The 20,479-nt window shown below is 59.2% G+C and carries 19 protein-coding genes and 4 tRNA genes; 15 read left to right on the forward strand and 8 right to left on the reverse strand.

The genetic code is table 11. The features are described 5' to 3' along the window. Positions 1 to 62 precede the first annotated feature (62 nt). Entirely contained in the window at positions 63 to 1,196 is a 1,134-nt protein-coding gene (gene earP / locus AC4LE2_RS05790; RefSeq protein ID WP_491824767.1) for an elongation factor P maturation arginine rhamnosyltransferase EarP, read from the forward strand. A gap of 39 nt (positions 1,197 to 1,235) precedes the next feature. After that, positions 1,236 to 1,805: an elongation factor P gene (locus AC4LE2_RS05795; protein ID WP_491824769.1), complete on the forward strand. Its 570-nt coding sequence runs from the start codon at positions 1,236 to 1,238 to the stop codon at positions 1,803 to 1,805. Positions 1,806 to 1,849: 44 nt separating this feature from the next. On the opposite strand, the gene AC4LE2_RS05800 is transcribed toward AC4LE2_RS05795, so the two are convergent. The 3 genes from AC4LE2_RS05800 to AC4LE2_RS05810 all read right to left on the reverse strand — a co-directional run bounded on the left by AC4LE2_RS05800 (position 1,850) and on the right by AC4LE2_RS05810 (position 4,359). Next, on the reverse strand, positions 1,850 to 3,205 hold the full coding sequence (locus AC4LE2_RS05800) for an IS4 family transposase (protein WP_491824771.1): 1,356 nt from the start codon (positions 3,203 to 3,205) through the stop codon (positions 1,850 to 1,852). 108 nt (positions 3,206 to 3,313) lie between these two features. After that, positions 3,314 to 3,733, reverse strand: coding sequence for an organic hydroperoxide resistance protein (locus tag AC4LE2_RS05805; protein WP_491824772.1), 420 nt, complete (start codon positions 3,731 to 3,733; stop codon positions 3,314 to 3,316). Between the two features lie 155 nt (positions 3,734 to 3,888). Then, on the reverse strand, positions 3,889 to 4,359 hold the full coding sequence (locus AC4LE2_RS05810; protein WP_491824774.1) for a MarR family winged helix-turn-helix transcriptional regulator: 471 nt from the start codon (positions 4,357 to 4,359) through the stop codon (positions 3,889 to 3,891). Positions 4,360 to 4,543: 184 nt separating this feature from the next. Here AC4LE2_RS05810 and AC4LE2_RS05815 point away from each other — a divergent pair, with 184 nt between their 5' ends. Next, positions 4,544 to 5,290 (forward strand): sulfite exporter TauE/SafE family protein, encoded by a 747-nt coding sequence (locus tag AC4LE2_RS05815; RefSeq protein WP_491824776.1) that lies wholly within the window; start codon positions 4,544 to 4,546, stop codon positions 5,288 to 5,290. A gap of 12 nt (positions 5,291 to 5,302) precedes the next feature. After that, positions 5,303 to 6,517 carry a winged helix-turn-helix domain-containing protein gene (locus tag AC4LE2_RS05820; RefSeq protein ID WP_491828059.1) on the forward strand — a complete coding sequence of 405 codons (1,215 nt, stop codon included), beginning with the start codon at positions 5,303 to 5,305 and terminating at the stop codon, positions 6,515 to 6,517. On the opposite strand, the gene AC4LE2_RS05825 is transcribed toward AC4LE2_RS05820, so the two are convergent. Then, on the reverse strand, positions 6,514 to 7,860 hold the full coding sequence (locus AC4LE2_RS05825) for a class II 3-deoxy-7-phosphoheptulonate synthase (RefSeq protein WP_491824777.1): 1,347 nt from the start codon (positions 7,858 to 7,860) through the stop codon (positions 6,514 to 6,516). The two genes, AC4LE2_RS05820 and AC4LE2_RS05825, sit on opposite strands and share 4 nt — an antisense overlap. 132 nt (positions 7,861 to 7,992) lie before the next feature. On the opposite strand from AC4LE2_RS05825, the gene AC4LE2_RS05830 reads away from it, so the two are divergent. Then, entirely contained in the window at positions 7,993 to 8,769 is a 777-nt protein-coding gene (locus tag AC4LE2_RS05830; RefSeq protein ID WP_491828060.1) for a spermidine synthase, read from the forward strand. Positions 8,770 to 9,059: 290 nt separating this feature from the next. After that, the gene (locus AC4LE2_RS05835) at positions 9,060 to 10,721 is read left to right on the forward strand and encodes a DEAD/DEAH box helicase (RefSeq protein ID WP_491824779.1); all 1,662 of its coding nucleotides are present in this window, start codon (positions 9,060 to 9,062) and stop codon (positions 10,719 to 10,721) included. A gap of 274 nt (positions 10,722 to 10,995) precedes the next feature. Here the strand turns inward: AC4LE2_RS05835 and htpX are convergent, their stop codons facing one another. After that, complete coding sequence (htpX, locus tag AC4LE2_RS05840) at positions 10,996 to 11,883, reverse strand: protease HtpX (protein ID WP_491824780.1); 888 nt, start codon at positions 11,881 to 11,883, stop codon at positions 10,996 to 10,998. 213 nt (positions 11,884 to 12,096) lie between these two features. Continuing rightward, a complete protein-coding gene (locus AC4LE2_RS05845) occupies positions 12,097 to 13,308 on the reverse strand; it encodes a pyridoxal phosphate-dependent aminotransferase (protein WP_491824781.1) in 1,212 nt (403 codons plus the stop codon). A gap of 157 nt (positions 13,309 to 13,465) precedes the next feature. On the opposite strand from AC4LE2_RS05845, the gene msrB reads away from it, so the two are divergent. Together msrB and AC4LE2_RS05855 are read left to right on the forward strand one after the other, a co-directional pair. Beyond that, complete coding sequence (msrB, locus tag AC4LE2_RS05850) at positions 13,466 to 13,873, forward strand: peptide-methionine (R)-S-oxide reductase MsrB (RefSeq protein WP_491824783.1); 408 nt, start codon at positions 13,466 to 13,468, stop codon at positions 13,871 to 13,873. Beyond that, complete coding sequence (locus AC4LE2_RS05855; protein ID WP_491824785.1) at positions 13,873 to 14,358, forward strand: glutathione peroxidase; 486 nt, start codon at positions 13,873 to 13,875, stop codon at positions 14,356 to 14,358. Before msrB ends, AC4LE2_RS05855 begins: the two co-directional genes overlap by 1 nt. On the opposite strand, the gene AC4LE2_RS05860 is transcribed toward AC4LE2_RS05855, so the two are convergent. After that, positions 14,355 to 16,676, reverse strand: coding sequence for a response regulator (locus tag AC4LE2_RS05860; RefSeq protein WP_491824787.1), 2,322 nt, complete (start codon positions 16,674 to 16,676; stop codon positions 14,355 to 14,357). The two genes, AC4LE2_RS05855 and AC4LE2_RS05860, sit on opposite strands and share 4 nt — an antisense overlap. Positions 16,677 to 16,800: 124 nt before the next feature. Here AC4LE2_RS05860 and AC4LE2_RS05865 point away from each other — a divergent pair, with 124 nt between their 5' ends. Next, positions 16,801 to 17,694, forward strand: a complete 894-nt coding sequence (locus AC4LE2_RS05865; RefSeq protein WP_491824789.1) for an ATP-binding protein — start codon at positions 16,801 to 16,803, stop codon at positions 17,692 to 17,694. After that, positions 17,687 to 18,178, forward strand: coding sequence for a GAF domain-containing protein (locus tag AC4LE2_RS05870; protein ID WP_491824791.1), 492 nt, complete (start codon positions 17,687 to 17,689; stop codon positions 18,176 to 18,178). The genes AC4LE2_RS05865 and AC4LE2_RS05870 overlap by 8 nt, the downstream gene beginning before the upstream one ends. Positions 18,179 to 18,222: 44 nt before the next feature. Here AC4LE2_RS05870 and AC4LE2_RS05875 read toward each other — a convergent pair whose 3' ends face one another. Further along, a complete protein-coding gene (locus tag AC4LE2_RS05875) occupies positions 18,223 to 19,017 on the reverse strand; it encodes a hypothetical protein (protein WP_491824793.1) in 795 nt (264 codons plus the stop codon). Between the two features lie 277 nt (positions 19,018 to 19,294). On the opposite strand from AC4LE2_RS05875, the gene AC4LE2_RS05880 reads away from it, so the two are divergent. The 5 genes from AC4LE2_RS05880 (at position 19,295) to AC4LE2_RS05900 (ending at position 20,220) form a co-directional block, all read left to right on the forward strand. Next, positions 19,295 to 19,370 (forward strand) — tRNA-Glu (locus AC4LE2_RS05880). Positions 19,371 to 19,372: 2 nt separating this feature from the next. Continuing rightward, positions 19,373 to 19,448, forward strand: a tRNA-Gly gene (locus tag AC4LE2_RS05885). Between the two features lie 93 nt (positions 19,449 to 19,541). Continuing rightward, positions 19,542 to 19,617, forward strand: a tRNA-Glu gene (locus AC4LE2_RS05890). A 2-nt stretch (positions 19,618 to 19,619) separates the two neighbouring features. Beyond that, positions 19,620 to 19,695, forward strand: a tRNA-Gly gene (locus AC4LE2_RS05895). A 264-nt stretch (positions 19,696 to 19,959) separates the two neighbouring features. Beyond that, positions 19,960 to 20,220: a hypothetical protein gene (locus tag AC4LE2_RS05900; RefSeq protein WP_491824794.1), complete on the forward strand. Its 261-nt coding sequence runs from the start codon at positions 19,960 to 19,962 to the stop codon at positions 20,218 to 20,220. The last annotated feature ends 259 nt before the right edge of the window (positions 20,221 to 20,479 follow it).

Genomic DNA, 20,479 nt, shown 5'->3' on the forward strand with positions numbered 1-20,479 from the left:
GCTTTACAGGTTGGGCATACCCACCTCACACTTTGCGGCTTTGCCACCTTCAGGGGAGCGCCATGCACAACCGGTGGGATATTTTCTGCAAGGTGGTCGATAACTTCGGCGACGCCGGCGTGACCTGGCGCCTGGCGCGTCAACTGGTGCATGAGCATGGGCTGGCCGTCCGGCTCTGGATCGACGACCTGGCGGCGTTTGCTCGGCTGTGCCCCGGCGCGCAGCCAGGCTGTGCTACACAACAGGTCCAGGGGGTCGAGGTGTGCCATTGGCCTAGCCCCTGGCAAGCGACTGACACCGCCAGTGTGGTGATTGAGGCCTTTGCCTGCCAGTTGCCCGAGCCCTACGAAAACGCAATGGCTACCCAGGCCAATCGCCCGCTGTGGATCAACCTGGAGTACCTGAGCGCCGAGACCTGGGTAGGCGGCTGTCATGGTTTGCCGTCAATGAAGTCAGGTGGCCTGCGCAAATATTTCTTTTTCCCAGGCTTTCGCGAAGATACCGGGGGCCTGCTGCGCGAAGCAGGTGTGCTCGCTCAGCGCCATGCGTTTCAGGCAACCCTTCAAGGCCGTACGCAGCTATGGCAGGCACTGGGGGTAAAGGCGGTGCCGGGTGCTCGATTCATTTCGCTATTCGCCTATGAAAACCAGGGCCTTGCAAGCTGGCTCGATCAACTTGCCAATGCGCCTGAGCCCACGCACATGCTTGTCCCGGAGGGCCGTGTGCTGGCTGATGTGCAGGCCTGGTCAGGGGTTGCGCTGGCGGCGGGCGATACCATTACCCGCGGCAGCCTTGGGCTACAGGTACTGCCTTTCGTTTCTCAGCACACCTACGACCACCTGCTATGGGCGTGCGATTTCAATGCCGTGCGGGGCGAAGACTCCTTCGTAAGGGCGCAATGGGCTGGCCAGCCTCTGCTGTGGCACATTTACCAGCAGGACGAATACGCGCATTGGGAAAAGCTTGAGGCGTTCCTTGATCTGTATACCCATGGCCTGCCGCCGGCAGCCCAGGATGCACTGTGCGGTTTGTGGCGCGCCTGGAACATGGATGGCGACGTGGCCACCGCGTGGGCAGCCTATGCGCCGCACTGGCCGGTCATAAGCGATCACGCCAGGCAATGGTGCGCTGAGTTGGCCACTCGCCCAGACCTTGCCATGGCGCTGGTGCAGTTTTCCCGAAATTCGCTATTATAGGCGGCTACGACACGTCACCACCCTATTCGGAATAGCGTTATGAAAACTGGTAAAGAGCTCAAACCCGGCACCGTTATCAAGATTGATAACGATCCATGGCTGGTACAAAAGGCTGAATTCACCAAGTCGGGCCGTAACAGCGCGATCATGAAGACCAAGCTGAAGAACCTGCTGACCGGCTACAAGACCGAAACGGTCTACTCTGCCGATGACAAGCTGGACGACGTGATTCTCGACCGTAAAGAGGCCACCCTGTCGTTCATCAGCGGTGACAGCTATACCTTCATGGACACCACCGACTACACCATGTATGAGCTGAACGCTGAAGACATCGAAGCCGTATTGCCTTTTGTTGAAGAAGGTATGACCGATGTGTGCGAAGCCGTCTTCTTTGAAGAACGCCTGGTATCCGTAGAGCTGCCGACCACCATCGTGCGTCAGGTCGACTACACCGAAGGCTCTGCACGTGGCGACACCTCCGGCAAGGTCATGAAGCCTGCCAAGCTGAAGAACGGCACCGAGCTGTCGGTTGCAGATTTCATTGAAATCGGCGACATGATCGAGATCGACACTCGCGAAGGCGGTTCATACAAAGGCCGTGCGAAGTAAGGCGTGCCCGAGTGACAAAAACCCGGCTGACGCCGCAATGCTGTTCACTTAAGCGGAGCAGCCTTGCGGTTAACTGGATACCGGGTTTTTGACATCTTCACCGCCCTGGGCCTTGCCGGTCTGGGGCGTTTTGTTATGAAGAGCACGCCGATACTGCCCCGAAGTTCTTCCAGGCGCCTTGGGGTATGGGACGGCGATACCGCCCCAGCCATGACCACCAAATGGCTGGCGATGTGCTGACAGGCAAACTTGAAACTGACTTCGCTCGGCGCTCGCTTGTGAGCAACCGCAGCCTGACTGGCTTCCCGGCGAACCACGTTATAAGCCAGCAATACCCCCCATAATTCCTGATACACCAAATCCACGGTCTTGCTGCGAAGCGTCAGTGCATTGTCTTGCATCGAGCTTTTGATATCCCTGAACCCCAACTCAATTTCCCAGCGCTCGTGGTAAAGCGTTGCGACCTGTTCTGCGCTGAATTTTGCGGCCGGAAGCGAGGTAAAGACCGTCTTCTCTTTTCCTTCGACGTCGTAGGTCACCGCGCGCACTTGCCAGTACTCAGGTAAAGCCGGATTCTTTTTACGTGCCTGCGGCGAGACCTTCATCTGCACCAGATAATCGCCATCGCCGTAGTGTTCGACTTCGGTTCTGACCGTGCCCTTGCGCTCGGGGACCATCCAGTGTCTGTCCTGCTCAGCGTTTTGAATGCTTAACAACAGATCAGCGCTGAAAAAACCCTTGTCCAGCAAGGTGACCGAGTGGCTGGGTATGCTCTCGATAAAGTCCTTGGCCAAAGGGATTTCTCCCTTGCGGTAAGGGCTGATGGCTGCATTGGCGATGATGTGGGAGCGGGCATTCATCAGGGCGACAAGACGCAGCACCGGGTACGGCGTCTGCCGATTGGAGGAGGTGTTGCCTGAGCCGAAGTGCTCCCGTAACTGCGGTGTTTCCGGCGTTCGGAACAAAGCGCCATCTACGGCAAAAACCTGGAGTCCATGCCAGTCGTCTTGCGGGTAACGCTCGTATCCCCAGGCATTGGCGCACTGTCGAAATAGCCATTGCACAGGCTGATTGCCCAGGCGCTGACGCGCCTGTGACAAGCCGCTTTTTGCCAGGAGCACCTCATTGGCCAAGCCTTCGGCGCAGATATTGAGTCGGCGCGCGACCTCGACGATCGGCTCGCCTCTAAAAAGCGCCATCCCGACAACTAGCCAGAGCACCATGTCAGAGGGCAGGCGTCGACGTCGGATGGTCGCCTTCTCCGCCAAAGTTACGGCAGTGCTGATCCACTCTTGCGGAATGTGATCGGTAAAGACGTCGAGGCGCGAGAGAGGCTGCTCAGCAAAGTCCAGAACAGTGCCTAAATCCTGAGCGACAGACATAAAAAATCCGGAATCCATAATTAGATTCCGGATTTTCCTGCTGCCTGAGGATTAGTCAACAATCCTTAAGTGAACAGCATTGCGGCTGACGCCGGGTTTTTTGTACCTGCGACACACCTGCAGGCGTTACACCAGTACGTGCAGACGGACATCCACATTGCCGCGCGTTGCATTGGAGTACGGGCACACCTTGTGCGCGGCCTCAACCAACGCTTCGGCGTCTGCCTGTTCCAGGCCGGGCAGGCTGACCTTCAGGTCGATGTCCAGGCCAAAGCCCCCTTCAATCTGCCCGATACCTACATCGGCGGTAACGGACACGTCAGCAGGCAGGCTGCGCTTTTGCTGAGCCGACACAAATTTCAAGGCGCCGATAAAGCACGCGCAATAACCGGCTGCGAACAGTTGCTCCGGGTTGGTGCCTGGCCCACCACTGCCACCCAGGCCGGTGGGGGTAGACAGCTGCACGTCGAGCGCTTTGTCGCTAGAGCTGGCACGGCCGTCGCGGCCGCCGGTGGCAGTAGAGGTGCCGGTATAAAGAGTTTGCATGATTCAATACCTTATCTTGTGTATGATAATTTTGCGTACAAAATAATGGGTTGTGAATCTATAGGGCCTGTTGCGGCTTGGCAAGGCATGGGCGGTTGGTCTGACGAGTGGCGATCACCTACCCAAGCAAGGCGCACCTGGGTAGGCAGGGGGAGTTACACGTTGTCTTGCAGGCGTGCTCGCAGCTCTAGCAGGGTCGTTTGTAGGCTGTCCATCTCCGAAGGCTCCAGTGCCACCGCTTTTATAACGCACGCCGGCACTTGTATGGCCTCTTCACGCAGCGTACGCCCTTGGGCGGTCAGGTTCACGATCACAACGCGCTCGTCTTCCTTGCTGCGGGTACGGCTGAGTAGCCCAATACTTTCCAGGCGCTTGAGTAATGGGGTAAGGGACCCTGGGTCCGTGAGCAGGCGCGTGCTGATTTCACCCACCGTCATTCCGTCATGCTCCCAAAGCACCAGCATGGCCAGGTATTGCGGGTAGGTCAGCCCCAGCTTGATGAGCAATGGCTTATAGACCTTGGTCATCAGCAGGGATGTGGAGTACAGGGCAAAGCACAGCTGGTTATCCAGCAGCAAGCGATCGCCAGAATCGGCCGTCTGTTTGGAGGAGTGTTCGGCTTTCATGCTAATCCTTGATGTCGAATGACTAGAAATAGTGCTGCACGTGTATTTAGTGTGCCATTCAATCCATGCCGGCTCTATGTGTTAAGAGGGTGAGCAACTTGAATTTTCGAACCGTGCAGGCATTCAGAAGTTCGTTAAATGTTCATTTACCGTACGATCTGTTTCTTTTAGAGGAGGTAGCCCGGTGGAGTGGCTAGGTTATGGGGTGTTTGGTGCGCTGTTAGGCACGCTGGGTGGGCTGTTCGGGATTGGCGGAGGGCTCATTGCCATCCCGGCCCTCGGTCTACTGTTCGGGCTCGATCAACAACTGGCGCAGGGCACTGCACTGGTGATGGTAGTGCCTAACGTCCTACTTGCCCTATGGCGCTACCACCAACGCAACCGGATCGACCCTCGGCACGCTGTGGCGTTAGGCGCCGCCGGGTTGGTGTGCGCGTGGGTGGGCTCGTTGTTGGCGCTTGGGCTAGACGCTACTGCCATGCGTAAAGGCTTCATCGGGTTTCTGCTGGTCTTGATCGCGTTGAATGTCTTGTGCCTGATGAGCCGCACGCCGACACCACAGCCCCAGCTCAAACATGGTTGGCCCTGGCTGGGAGCATTAGGGGGCGTGGCAGGGCTGGTGGGCGGGCTGTTCGGGGTCGGCGGCGCCGTGGTGGCCACGCCTGCATTAACGGCGGTGTTCGGTGCTTCCCAAGTGGTGGCCCAAGGCTTGTCCCTGGCCTTGGCGGCGCCCAGTACAGGGATTACTCTCGTCACCTATGCGCTGCATCATCACGTCAATTGGCCCATGGGCGCCGCGATGGCAGTAGGGGGGTTGCTTAGCATCAGTTGGGGGGTGCGCCTGGCGTATGCCTTGTCTGAGCGCACGTTGCGCCTGGCCTTCTGTGGTTTCTTGCTGCTTTGCGCACTGTTGCTAGCGCTTAAGGTGTAACCCCGCATGTCGATAACGCCCCGCCTACGCTTCTCTGCCAGTGAAGCCCGCCGCCTTGCGCTGTGGTCACAAGGCTTTGGAAGCCGCGCCGATAGCTCGCCCAGCCCTCGTCACCTGTCAGCGGTGATCGAGCGCGTGGGGGCGCTGCAGTTGGATTCGGTCAATGCGCTGGTGCGTTCTCATTACCTGCCGTTGTACGCCCGGCTGGGTGCCTATTCCAGGGACGCGCTGGATGCAATGGCATGGGGGCCACACAAAAGCCGCCGGTTATTCGAGTATTGGGGGCATGAGGCCTCATTGCTGCCTGTGGCGCTGCAACCGTTGCTGCGCTGGCGGATGGCTAACGCCGCGGCAGGGCAGGGGATCTATCAACAGCTTGCCCGCTTTGGTGCCGAACAGCCGGAGCAGGTAGCCGCCGTGCTGGGGCGTGTGCGAGACCAGGGCGCGCTGTCGGCGGGCAGCCTCGCTACGCGGACGGCCAGGGCGGGGCCCTGGTGGGACTGGACCGCTGAAAAGATGGCCCTGGAATGGCTGTTCGCCGCAGGGCAGGTCACGGTGGCCTACCGAGTGGGCTTCGAGCGGTTCTACGACCTGCCCGAGCGGGTACTGCCCCCAAACATACTGGCCACCCCTACCCCAGAACCCGCTGAAGCGCAGCGAGCACTGTTACTGCACGCTGCCAAGGCCATGGGTGTAGCGACCGAGCAGGATCTACGCGCCTATTTTCGCCTCAGCCCGGAACACACGCGGTTGCGGTTATATGAGTTAGCAGAGGCAGGCAGTCTGCTGCGCTGCGAGGTAGAGGGCTGGCAGCGCCCGGCCTGGTGCGTACCTATTCAACGGCTACCCCGGCCGGTGACGGCGCAGGCGTTGTTGTCACCCTTTGACTCGTTGGTATGGGACCGGGACCGCTTGGAGCGGTTGTTTGGCTTTCGCTACCGGTTGGAGTTCTACACGCCCCCCGCCAAGCGGGTGTATGGCTACTACGTGATGCCCTTTCTCTACCAGGAGCAGTTGCCTGCACGGGTCGATGTGCGGGCTGACAGGGCTGCCTCGTGCCTACGCGTGCATGCCCTCCACGCGCAGCCTCAGGGTTTGAACCCTGACGCCCTCCAGGCGCTGGGCCGTGCCCTGTTGGGGTTGGCGGCCTGGCTGGGGCTGGAGACGGTGCAGGTTCAGTGCGCCAGGCCCGAGGGCCTGGCATTGCTGCCCTATACCCAGGGTTAGCGCCGTACGGCTTTCAAGGTTTCGGCAATCATGAACGCCAGTTCCAGCGACTGATCAGCATTAAGCCTGGGGTCGCAATGGGTGTGGTAGCGGTCGGATAAACCGTCCTCGGTGATAGGGCGGGCGCCACCAATGCATTCGGTCACGTTTTGGCCGGTCATCTCGATATGAATGCCCCCCGCGTAGGTGCCTTCGGCTTGATGCACCTGGAAGAAATCCTTTACCTCTTCAAGGATCTGGGCAAAATCCCGGGTTTTATAGCCGCTGCTGGCCTTGATGGTATTGCCGTGCATGGGGTCGCAACTCCACAACACATGCTTGCCTTCCTGTTCCACGGCGCGCAACAGCCGCGGGAGGTGCTCGCCCACCTTGCCCGCGCCCATGCGCACGATCAGGTTGAGGCGGCCAGGGTCGTTTTCCGGGTTAAGGATATCGATCAGCCGCACCAGGTCTTCGCTGCTCATGCTCGGCCCAACTTTTACCCCAATGGGGTTGTTCACGCCGCGCAGAAATTCCACATGGGCACCGTCGAGCTGGCGAGTGCGGTCACCAATCCACAGCATGTGTGCTGAGCAGTCATACCAATCGTTGGTCAGGCTGTCGCGGCGCACGAACGCCTGCTCAAAATTGAGCAGCAACGCTTCGTGAGCAGTGAAGAAGTTGGTTTCTCGCAGTTGCGGCAGGTTGTCCAGGCCGCAGGCACGCATGAACCCCAGGCTTTCGTCGATGCGGTCAGCAAGTCGATGGTATTTGTCCGCTAGCGAGGAGCCGGCGATGAAATCCAGGTTCCATTTGTGCACCTGATGCAGGTCGGCGAAGCCACCTTGGGCAAACGCGCGTAACAGGTTCAGGCTGGCCGTGGATTGATGGTACGCCTGCATCAGGCGTTCAGGGTCGGGGGTACGGCTCTTGGTATCAAAACCGATGCCGTTGACGATGTCGCCTCGGTAGGCGGGCAAGGTAAGGTCGCCCTGAGTTTCACCGTCCCCTGAGCGAGGCTTGGCAAACTGGCCTGCCATGCGACCCACCTTCACCACGGGGCAGCCTGCGGCGAAGGTCATGACCACCGCCATTTGCAGCAGCACTTTAAACGTATCGCGGATTTTCGCGGCAGAAAATTCGGCGAAGCTTTCGGCGCAATCGCCCCCTTGTAGGAGGAAGGCACGACCTTGTGTCACTTCAGCGAACTGCCGGCGCAGCTCACGCGCCTCACCTGCAAATACCAGGGGTGGGAACCCGGCCAAGGTGTGTTCAACACGGGCCAGGTGGTCGGCATTGGGGTAGGTAGGCTGCTGGCGGATGGGCAGCGAGCGCCAGCTGTCTGGGCTCCAAGGGGCGGGCATGGTGAACCTCGTGGCAATGGGATAGGCGTGTCAAAACCGAAATACTACCGCACTGCCCAACGATGTGCTGCGCTGGTCAATCGCCAGGCAGTGGAGGAGAATGCGCGGTTTCCGCTTGGAGACGGGCCCGCCGTGGACCAACCAACCCCGCCTGCCCCCGCTGCCAGCCAAGAGCGGCTGCTGGCAGAGGTGCAAGACGACTTCGGCCTGATCCGCATCTGGGAGGTAGGCGACTACCGCTTTCTGGAGTTCGGCGCGGCCATCGAGCAAAGCTGCGTCTTCATGCCCGACCCGGCGTGGCTGGAGTACGACTACACCCGTGCCATGTTCATCGGGGCGCTCTGCCACCCGCACCCTGAAACTGCGCTGTTTTTGGGGCTAGGGGCTGGTAATCTGACGCAAGCCTGCCTGGCCCACCTGCCTCTGGAGGATGTGGAGTGCATCGAGTTGCGCCCGGACGTGCCGCGCCTGGCCATGGAGTACCTTGGGCTTACCGATGATCCGCGGCTGTATATCCGTATTGGCGACGCGTTGGCGCTATTGCCCACCGCCGAGTCCGCCGACCTGATATTCGTTGACCTGTACACCGATCAGGGGCCGGGTGTGGCTCACCTGGCCTGGCGCTTTCTGGAGCAATGCCAGCAGCGGCTCAGCCCCGGCGGCTGGCTGATCATCAACCAGTGGGCCGGCAACGATGGCAAGCCCCTTGGCGCTGCGCTGCTGCGCGGCTTGTACCGTCATCATTACTGGGAGTTACCGGTCAAGGAGGGCAACGTCATCCTGCTGGTCCCGGCCGCGCTGGATCAGCAGCTCGATATGCAGGCCCTTCGTGACCGGTGCTCAGCACTGGCACCTTCCCTGGGTTACTCGGTGGATTACCTGCTCGCGGCGATGCGCCCGGCGTCTTAGGTGCAGCGGGCAGGGGCAAGCGAGGCAGCGCTGTCTCGGGGTGAAAAAACTCACCCGGTGGCGCGCTTTTCAGGTATCATGCGCGCCGGCCATTTAACGGGCCACGTTTAGGTAGCATTCTCCGAAGACAGCTTCGGCTGACGTCCGCGCTAGCGGGCTCTCCTGACGATTCATTCATCAATCGTTTTCGCAAATCCCCGCCGCCAAAGTTGCCAGGGTGACTCTCGAAGTCTTACGGCATGTGCAGCTTTGGAGCATGGGTCTTTGCGGATGCACTTAGAGGCAGACCCATGACCCAGGAATCCGGCGGCTTCGCCGCGCTCGAACTTCATCCCAGCATCGTTGCCGCAGTCGTCGCCACAGGGTACGAAGAACCCTCTGCGATCCAGCAGCAATCGATCCCGATCATCCTTGCCGGTCATGACATGATCGGCCAGGCACAGACCGGTACCGGTAAAACCGCAGCCTTCGCACTGCCAATTTTGTCCCGTATCGATCCGAGCAAGCGTGAGCCGCAAGCCCTGATCCTGGCGCCAACCCGTGAGTTGGCGCTACAAGTAGCCACTGCATTCGAAACCTATGCCAAGCAGATGCCTGGCGTGAATGTAGTCGCTGTATACGGCGGTGCCCCGATGGGCCCGCAACTCAAAGCCATTCGCAACGGTGCCCAGATCGTTGTAGCCACCCCTGGCCGCCTGTGCGACCACCTGCGTCGCGACGAAAAGGTGCTGGCGACCGTCAACCACCTGGTGCTCGACGAAGCTGACGAAATGCTCAAGCTGGGCTTCATGGACGACCTCGAAGTGATCTTCGCGGCCATGCCGGAAACCCGCCAGACTGTGCTGTTCTCGGCTACCCTGCCGCAGTCCATCCGGGCAATCGCTGAGCGTCACCTCAAAGACCCCAAGCACGTCAAGATCCAAAGCAAAACCCAGACCGTCTCGGCGATCGAGCAGGCTTACCTGCTGGTTCATGCCGACCAGAAGGCCGCAGCCGTGCTGCGCTTGCTCGAAGTGGAAGAGTTCGATGCACTTATCGCCTTCGTCCGCACCAAGCAAGCAACCCTGGATCTGGCCAGCGCCCTTGAAGCCAAGGGTTACAAGGCTGCTGCCCTTAACGGTGACATTGCCCAGAACCAGCGCGAGCGCGTAATCGACTCGCTCAAGGATGGCCGCCTGGACATCGTCGTCGCCACTGACGTTGCTGCGCGTGGCTTGGACGTACCCCGTATCACCCACGTGTTCAACGTAGACATGCCCTACGACCCAGAGTCCTACGTGCACCGCATTGGCCGTACTGGCCGTGCAGGTCGCGACGGCCGTGCACTGCTGCTGGTTACGCCGCGTGAGCGCCGTATGCTTCAGGTGATCGAGCGCGTAACCGGTCAGAAGGTGACCGAGGTTCGTTTGCCTAATGCCCAGGCAGTACTGGACGCGCGCATCAAGAAACTTACCAACAGCCTCGCGCCGCTGGTGGCAGATGCCGAAGCCAGCCATGGCGAGCTGCTGGACCGTCTCACCGCAGACATCGGTTGCAGCCCACGTGCATTGGCAGCCGCACTGCTGAGCAAGGCGACCAATGGGCAGGCGCTGGATCTGGCAACTGTCGAACGTGACCAGCCGCTGGTGCCGACCACCACTACCTCACGTGAGCGCAGTGGTGAGCGTAGCGGCGAACGCCATGAGCGTCGTGCGCCAATGCCATTGGGTGAAGGTCGCGTACGTTGCCGTACCGCCCTGGGGGCTCGTGACGGTATCGCCGCGAAAAACCTGCTGGGTGCCATCCTCAATGAGGGCGGCCTGGTGCGTGAAACCATCGGCCGTATCCAGGTGCGCGACAGCTTCAGCCTGGTCGAGTTGCCAGAAGACGGCCTGGACCGCCTGCTGGCCAAGCTCAAGGACACTCGCGTTGCTGGTAAGCAGTTGAAGCTGCGCCGGTACCGTGAAGACTAAGCGGTAATGCTGTAGCTAAAACCCCTGCCTGAGCGATCAGACAGGGGTTTTTTGTTAGCTGTTGGGTGGCATGGGTTTGTCACCCAACGCCAGGCACTGTAGACGTCAACGACAGTTGGTGAAAGCGTCTGACGCCAACTTCGCTAACTGCCGTTGTCTCCCCGCGTGCGTAAGCTCAGGCAGTAAGCCTTTATCTATCACAGCTCTGCTTCACTCAAGGGCCTTGGGTACAAAAAAGGGCGACTTGCGCCGCCCTCTACGCCTGCGATCCTTCTTAGCCCCGCTGTTGCAGCGCGCGGATACGGGCTTCCAGTGGTGGGTGGCTCATGAACAACCCGGCCAGGCCATGCTTGAGCGCGCTGTTGATGCCAAAAGCGGTAAGGCTGTCGGGCATGGTCACTGCAATTCCCTGCTCGGCGCGCAGTCGTTGTAGCGCATTGACCATTGCACCCGTGCCAGCCAGGCGTGCACCGGCGTCGTCAGCGCGAAACTCACGGCGACGGGAGAACCACATCACGATGATGCTCGCCAGTATGCCCAGCACGATCTCCGCGAAAATCGTTGCGATGTAATAGGCAATGCCTTGGCCGCCTTCGTTCTTGAAAATCACCTTGTCGACGAAGTTGCCGATGATCCGCGCGAAGAACATCACGAAGGTGTTTACCACCCCTTGGATCAAGGCCAGGGTCACCATGTCGCCGTTGGCCACGTGACCGATTTCATGAGCCAGTACCGCGCGCACTTCATCCGGTGAAAACCGCTCGAGCAGACCCTGGCTTACTGCGACCAATGCATCGTTGCGGTTCCAGCCCGTGGCGAACGCGTTGGCTTCGTATGCTGGAAAAATGCCGACTTCAGGCATTTTGATGCCAGCTTCCCTGGACAGCTGCTCTACGGTCTGGAGCAGCCATTGTTCATGACGAGTACGCGGTTGGGTGATGACCTGAGTGCCCGTACTGGTGCGGGCCATCCATTTGGAAATGAACAGCGAGAACAACGACCCTGCGAAGCCGAACACGGCACAGAAGACCAAGAGCTGGCTGAGGTTGAGATCTACTCCATTCGCCGCCATGAAGCCGTTGAAGCCGAAGAGGCTAAGGGTAATGCTGGCGATGAGCACGACCGCAAGGTTGGTGGCCACGAACAGCAGAATGCGCATCATGGTGTTGAGTTACTCCTGACGGATAGGTGTGAAGCGTAGTCGGCTATATAAGACGCCTAAGGGCGTGATTCAACCAGGCGACTATTTCAAACTGTGTCTTCAGACGTTTCCTACAGGTTTTGTTGACTTTTATACGTAGCGGCGGCGACCGCCGGGAGGCCCTTCAGGTATGTTCCGGGCACGACGCGCAGCGCGTGTGCCCGATGCTTGCCCTTATTGCCGGTACCCGCGCAGGAACCCGCCGATGCGCCCGATCGCCTGTTCCAGATCGTCCACCCTTGGCAGGGTCACCACCCGGAAATGGTCAGGCCATGGCCAGTTGAAGGCCGTGCCCTGAACCACCAGCAGCTTTTCGGACAGCAACAGGTCGAGCACGAATTTCTCGTCGTTATGGATAGGGCACACCTTGGGGTCGATCCGCGGGAAGGCATAGAGTGCGCCCATGGGCTTCACGCAACTCACCCCGGGGATGGCATTCAGCAGCTCCCAGGTACGGTTGCGCTGCTCCAGCAGGCGCCCAGGGGGGAGTACCAGGTCGTTGATGCTCTGGTAGCCGCCAAGGGCCGTCTGGATCGCATGCTGGCTAGGCACGTTGGCGCACAGGCGCATGTTTGCCAAAATATCCAGGCCCTCGATGTAGCTCTGGGCGTTGTACTTGGGCCCGGAGATCGCCAGCCAGCCGGAGCGGAAACCCGCGACCCGATAGGATTTGGACAACCCGTTGAAGGTCAGGCACAACAGGTCAGGGGCGAGCGACGCGCTGCTGATGTGCACGGCTTCGTCGTAAAGGATCTTGTCGTAGATCTCGTCAGAGAACACCACCAGGTTGTGTTGCCGGGCCAGCTCCAGCATGCCCAGCAGCACCTCGCGCGAGTACACCGCACCGGTGGGGTTGTTGGGGTTGATGATGACCATGGCCTTGGTGTTGGGCGTGATCTTGGCCTTCATGTCATCCAGGTCTGGCCACCAGTTGGCCTGCTCGTCGCACAGATAATGCACAGCATGGCCGCCCGCCAGGCTGACGGCTGCTGTCCAGAGCGGGTAATCAGGTGCCGGGATGAGTACTTCGTCACCATTGTTGAGCAAGGCCTGCATGGACATCACGATCAATTCGGACACGCCATTGCCCAAGTAGATGTCCTCGATGCCCACGCCCTCTACCTGCTTTTGCTGGTAGTACTGCATCACGGCCTTGCGCGCGCTGAAGAGCCCTTTGGAATCGCTGTAGCCCTGGGCGGTAGGCAGGTTACGGATCACGTCCTGCAGGATTTCCTCAGGGGCCTCGAAACCAAACGGCGCAGGGTTGCCGATGTTCAGCTTGAGGATGCGGTGGCCTTCTTCTTCGAGGCGCTTGGCGTGCTTGAGTACCGGCCCACGAATGTCGTAGCAGACATTGGCGAGCTTGTTTGATTTGCTGAACTGCATGATGAGGTCCGAAGAGTGGCCGGGTGGCGCCGAAAATGAATTTGAACGAGCGATGCGCGGGTGACAGACTGGTCGCAATCAAAGGCACAATCATACGTGCCGTCCCCATCACGGAAAAGGCCACGCTTGGTGACTTTTCCGTAGCCGAGGTAAAGCTATGCAAAAGATTGAAAAAACCCTGCAAGAGTGGCATGACATGCTCGACCCCGAGCAATACAACGTCTGCCGGCTCGCCGGTACCGAGCGCCCCTTTACGGGGAAGTACAATACCGAGAAAACCCAGGGTATCTATCACTGCATCTGTTGTAATACGGAATTATTCGATTCCAAGACCAAATTCGATTCAGGCTGCGGCTGGCCAAGCTTCTACGCGCCTATTGGAGAGCAGGCCATGGTGGAAATTCGCGACACCACACACGGCATGATCCGCACTGAAGTGCGTTGCTCCACCTGCGATGCCCATTTGGGTCATGTCTTCCCAGACGGCCCACCACCCACCGGCCTGCGGTATTGCATCAACTCGGTGTGCTTGCAGTTGATCGACGAGCAGGGCGAGAAGGTCTGATGGCCGCCTCCCTGTTGCACATCCCGTGCCCTTTGATTGCAGGGGGCGAGTGCGCCTTGGCGGATTTTCCAGCCAAGGCCTACCTGCTGGTGAACACGGCCAGCAAGTGCGGATTCACCTCGCAGTACCAAGGGCTTGAGCAGCTCTGGCAGCAGTACCAGGGCCGCGGTCTGGTGGTGTTGGGTTTCCCCTGCAACCAGTTCGGCGGCCAGGAGCCGGGCACGGAAGACGAAATCTCGGCCTTCTGTGAACTCAACTACGGCGTGACCTTTCCGTTGTTCCGCAAAATCGACGTGAATGGGCCTAAAGCACACCCTCTGTTCGTTGCGCTCAAGCGCGAGGCGCCGGGCGTGCTGGGCACGGGTGCGATCAAGTGGAATTTCACCAAGTTCCTGGTGAGCGCCAGTGGCGAGCAGATCGAACGCTTCGCGCCTACCACGCGCCCTGAGCAGTTGGCGCCGCAGATAGAAGCCTTGCTCGCTTAAGGCGCCGAAGGGCTCCACACGTCGATCAGGGCAATGAGGTCCTCCCGGCGAAATGGCTTGGCCAGGTAGTCGTTCATGCCAGCCGCCTTGCAGCGGTCGCGCTCCTCGGGCATGGCATTGGCCGTAAGGGCAATGATCGGCAGGTGCGCCCAGTGCCCGCGTTGACGAATACGCCGGGTGGCCTCATACCCATCCATCACCGGCATGTTGCAGTCCATCAGCACAAGATCCACTGGCTGCGCATCGAGGGCTACCAAGGCTTCAGCACCATTGACGGCCACCTGCACCTGGCACCCCAGCTTGCTCAACATTCCCTTGGCCACGAGCTGGTTTACCGGGTTGTCCTCAACCAGCAGTATGCGCACCCGGCGGGTAGGCGGTGCGACCTCAGGCGGTAACGGCAGGGGCTGTTGGCGTGGGGCCTGCTCTTCCAAATGCTCACGCAGAATGGCCAACAGTGCCTGGCGGGCCAAGGGGCGCGGCAGTTGTTGCAGCGGTGCGAGCTCACGGGCGCGCTCGCTGGACAGGAAGTTGCCATAGGTCGCCACCAAGAGTAACGGCGCCTTTACGTGCCCCCGCGCAGAAGGCAGGTAGGTGGCATCATCCGTAATCAACAGGTCGGGCTCAGGATGTCCCAGGGTTTGATCAGGGTCGCAGCGTTGATAGGCGAGCCCCCAAAGGGGCAGGTAGGCTTCCAGCATCTCGACTAGCCCACTGTGCCCTTCGCTGACAACGGCCACCCGGCCACTCAGTCGAGGCGCGGGCTCCGCCATGGCATGAACAGGCAAGGGCAGATCAGCATAGAAGCGGCTGCCTACGCCTGCCTTGGAGCTGATGCTCAGCCGGCCTTGCATGGCTGTGCACAGGTTGCTGGTCAAGGCCAGCCCAAGCCCGGTCCCGCCAAATTGCCGGCTGATCGCAGCGCCTGCTTGAGTGAAGGGCTTGAAGATCCGACTTTGAGCGTCGTCCGGGATGCCAATGCCAGTGTCTCGCACCTCAATGCGGGCATGCTCTCCTACGCCGGACAGCCGTACATCCACGCGCCCGCTCGGGGTGAATTTAAGCGCGTTGGACAGCAAATTGCTGACAATTTGCCGCACGCGCATGGCGTCTCCGATCACCAAGGCCGGGAAGTCGGGTGTTATCAGGCAGGTCAGCTCTACCCCTACTGCAGCGTTCTGAACGAACAGGTTAGCCGTGTCTTCGACCAACACCGCCAGGTCGAACGGCAGGTGTTCCAGCTCCAGTTGGCCAGCATCGAACTTGGACAGGTCCAGGATATCGTTGAGCAGCTCTACCAGTACCTTGCCCGAGTGATGAGCAATGGTGAGCTGTTGGCGCTGGTCATTGGTGAGGGGGGTGTCCAGGGTAAGCGTGAGCATGCCCAGCAAGCCGTTGAGAGGCGTTCGGATCTCATGGCTCATATTGGCCAAAAACGCCGAACGGGCCTGGGCCATTTCCAAGGCGGTGCGCCGGGCGTCGTCCAGTTCCTGGTTGGACTGGCTTAGGCGCTGGTTGCTGGCTTCAAGCTCAGTGGTCCGCGCCGACACGATGTCTTCCAGCTCATCGAGGTAGGCGGTGAGTTGGTCTTCAGCGGCGTGGCGTTGACGGATTTCAGCCGCCATGCGGTCCAGCTGCTGATTGGCCACCTGCACCAACACGCCAATTTCATCGTGTTCATGCCCGGGCGGGTACGGCAGGTGCTGGGGGTGTGCGATGTTCGGGCTGGCCCGGTTTAGGCGCTCGACCACCGCCACCAGCGGTTTTGTGAGCATGAAATAGAACATGACCAGTAAGATCGCCGTGAACAGCGTGGTGCGTAGAAAGCCGCTGATCAGGGTAACTTCGGCACGCTCGATGAAGCGCCCGCCTAGCGCGGCGGTGTCTGCCGCCACCTGCAGCGTGCCAAGGTGGTCCGCAGGCAAGTGCTCCAGGAACAGGTCTGTTTGCACTTCAAGGCTGGGGCCGAACAGGGGGTCGGTGATGAATCGATAAGGCGTCTCTGCCCGTGGGCGCTCTACCTGCGCAAGCAGGGTGCCGTCGTCGTCGGTAAGGCGGGCGCGCACGATTGACTCGGATCGCAACAACCCGCGCGTGAGTTCCAGGGCCAACTCCCGGTCGATGTTGTAAGCAATGCGGGACGCCGGGTTCTGACTGATTTCAAGCAGCGAGGCGATCTGGCTTTTAAGCAGTTCTCGGCTGCTGGCATAATCGAGCGAGATTTGTACCACGCTCAATAGCGTACCCAGTATCAGGCCCACCACCACAGTCAGGCGGGCTTGCTTGTAGGACAATCGGTGGTTGAACTTTATGCCCATGGGTACCGCGCTGTTATCTTGATAAAGCACCCCCTAGCATAGTCGAAGGGGCGCTCATGGGCTGTGCCTTCGAAGGGGCCCGTTTTGCACTCTGTATAGCGCGTGTAAGCGCCGAGGAGAAGTTTTGGACACCCGTTTATCTGCCTTTCTCGAACGCGCCGATGCGGTTTTGGCGCGCCTGGAGCCCCTCTTGCCTGCCCCACGCCCTGTGATCGACTGGCATGCCACGCTGGCCGCCCGCTGGCACCGCGAGGGGCGCGATGGCTACCTCATGCCGCTGGACGTTAGCCTGGACATCCGCCTTGATGACTTGCAAGGGATAGACAAGCAATGTGAGCAGCTACAAGGCAATACCCGGCAATTCATCAAAGGCCTGCCCGCGAACCATGCACTGCTCTGGGGGTCGCGCGGCACCGGCAAGTCGTCACTGGTGCGAGCGCTGTTGGCCGAGTACGCCACCGAAGGCCTGCGCCTGATCGAAATCGAGCGCGATCACCTGGCAGACCTGCCACGCGTCGTAGAACAGCTTCAGCGGCTGCCCCAAAGGTTCGTGCTGTTTTGCGATGACTTGTCCTTTGAGGCAGGGGAGGGGGACTATCGCGTACTCAAAAGCGTGCTCGACGGCTCGCTGGAGCAAGCACCGGATAACGTTCTGCTGTATGCCACTTCTAACCGACGGCACCTGGTGCCTGAAAAACAAAGCGACAACGACAACTGGACGCGGGTAGAAGGTGAGTTGCACCCTAGCGAAGCCGTGGAAGACAAGATCGCGCTTTCTGACCGCTTCGGCCTATGGCTGTCGTTCTATCCCTTTACTCAGGCGCATTACCTGGAAGTGGTGGCCCACTGGGTCGATCAACTGGCCGGCAAGGTGGGATTAGCGTGGACGCGTGACCAGGCCTTCGACGTGCTGGCAGTGCGCTTCGCCACCTCGCGCGGTAACCGAAACGGGCGCTGTGCCTATCAATTCGCCCGCTATTGGGTGGGCTTGCAAATGCTGGAAACCAACCATGATTGATCTGAACGCTACTGGCGAAGGCCTGGATGGCTATGCTTTGTTATGTGCGCAACTCCAGGCGCTGTTGTCTGGAGAGCAGGACTTCGTGGCCAATGCCGCGCAACTGTCAGCGTTTCTCTTCAACGAATTGCCAGACCTGAACTGGGCGGGCTTTTACCTGAATCGCCAGGAAGAGTTGGTACTAGGCCCCTTCCAGGGAAAAGTCGCCTGCGTGCGTATGCCGTTCTCTAAAGGCGTGTGCGGGGCGGCCGCGCAAACTCGCACAACGCAACGCGTGGAGGACGTACACGCCTTCCCAGGGCATATTGCCTGCGACAGCGCGTCCAATAGCGAACTGGTTGTACCCTTGGTGAAGGAGGGGCGCCTGATTGGCGTACTCGACCTCGACAGCCCACGAGTTGGCCGGTTTACCGAGGCCGATCAGGCAGGTGTGGAGCAACTGGCGCAGATATTCCTGAACGCCACCGATGTTGGCAGCTTTTAAGGTAGGTCTAAGAAGAGGGCGCGCATGTCAGGCATGCGCGGCTCTCAATCGTAGATGGCTTTCTTTTTCCAGTCCGTTTGCTCTTCGGTTTCCTTTAGACCCGCCGTGAGTTCGTTCTGGTCCCCCTCATTGGCCTGGATTTTGTTCAGTACCAAGGCGTCGGCACGCGCGACCATCTTCTGAACGTAGGCCGTCTCTTCGCTATAGGCACTGGGGTCGGGCTGTTTCTTCAGGTATTGCATGGCCCGCTCGTAAGCTAGCCGGGCATGACCAGGGTCTCCGTCCTGAAAGGCTTGCTGCCCCAGGTTGTTGAAGAACTCCAGGTGCAGCTTTACCAGCAGGCCGCGGATGACGTTCGCCCAATGGCGCGACTCGCCTGGCTTGAATACTCCCTCTTGGGCGGCCCGAAGAATCTGATGGTGCAGGGCCTCGATCAAGTAGCTGACCTCTTTGGCTTGGGCTTCGCTGACTACCGGTGCTGGGGGGTTCTTGATTTCGATCCCCTTGGCGTCTTCATCCCCTTCGCCCTCGGCCTTGCTCATGTCTAGCTCAAGCTCGGCCAAGCGTTCCTTAAGGTCCAGGTTGGCCTTGTTCAGCGCCAGAGCCCGCTTGACCACGTTGTGCTCAAGGCGGTGCATGAGCATTTTCAGCTCGGGGGTAATGAATTGGCCCGGAAAGCGCTCGTTGAGTTCTGCGCAACGCCGCAGGCGGTCTTTGAGCTCATGACCCAAACGGACTTTTTCCGATTTATTGGCTTCCACCACATTATTGAGGAAGCCAATAGCGATGAGTATCGCGACACCCGCTATCACAATTGCAGCGATCATCATATGCGTCACGGGGCTAACCTCGTTTGTACGATAGCGTAAGTGTAGTGCCAGGCGTGGCAGGGCGACAGGGCAGCCTATCGAGCCAGCTCAGGGTGAAGGCGATTATGCGCGTGCGCTTTGACGCAGCATAGCCCCAGGCCAGGTGAAGGGGTAGCATGACCAAACCCCTTGATTTGAATAATTTTTTATCGAGGGGTTGACGGTTATCGAAAGCGCCCCTAGAATGCGCGCCACTTGCAGCGTAAAGCACTTTGTGAAGCGTTGCAGGTAGTGAATGTTGTAGCGTGTCCCCTTCGTCTAGTGGCCTAGGACACCGCCCTTTCACGGCGGTAACAGGGGTTCGAGTCCCCTAGGGGACGCCATTGCGGGAATAGCTCAGTTGGTAGAGCACGACCTTGCCAAGGTCGGGGTCGCGAGTTCGAGTCTCGTTTCCCGCTCCAGTTTACAGTTGCACGGCTTCAGAGCGGTGCAGGTAAAACCCGAGGCCATCGCGGCCGCGGTAGCTGAAACAACCAAGGTTGTTTCGGGCAGTTGTCCCCTTCGTCTAGTGGCCTAGGACACCGCCCTTTCACGGCGGTAACAGGGGTTCGAGTCCCCTAGGGGACGCCATTGCGGGAATAGCTCAGTTGGTAGAGCACGACCTTGCCAAGGTCGGGGTCGCGAGTTCGAGTCTCGTTTCCCGCTCCATATTCAGGTAAGTCGCTTAGGTGGCTAGCCACAAAAGGGTCCTTAGGGGCCCTTTTTTTGTTCTGAATTTTCCAACAAAACAGCTTTACATCAGGTCTCTTCTTTAGCCTACCTAGCAGTTTTGTCAGCTAGCATGATCCTGTCCTTATTCTGATTATCATCCTGCTACCGCGCCTCAATCAGTACGGTGTTGCAGGGTATAGCCTGAGCCATTCATAGGTCGCCACTGCACCCTTCTATAACAATTTGCAAATGGTAAAGCACATGATGAATAAAGCGGATCTACAACAACACCTGGAGACTGAGCTTGAAAAGGCGGCACACAAAATTCTTGAGCCAGGGCTTAAGTTCGAAGAAGCGGAATTTGGTCGAATGAAAATTTTTATGGCATTGAGACGAGCGTTGGCAGGTAAGCCTACGCGCGACGACATAGGGATGTTAGGAGGGCTGAACGATCTGTTGCAGACATGCGGTGTTATTAAAGCCGATAAGACGCTATTGCAACTTCTTGTTGAAAACGCGTAGCGAAACCACGCCAGCCACCGATCGATGCAGGCGCTCGTGACAAGTATCCAAATTTTTGCTTGCAGCGAACCGCTGGCGTTTGTAAATAATTGAAGAAGACGCCTAGGCGTCTTTTTTCGTTTTCAGCGAAATATTCTAAACATCTTACTCATGCATATTACCCATAGTAATGTCACGAGCATTGCGCCCTTCGCCACTTTTCTTGGTAAGAAGCAGTTGGATGGCCGTTGCATTACCTATCTGTTCTGGCAGAAATTTC

The sequence above is a fragment of the Pseudomonas sp. 9.3L genome (assembly GCF_058536285.1).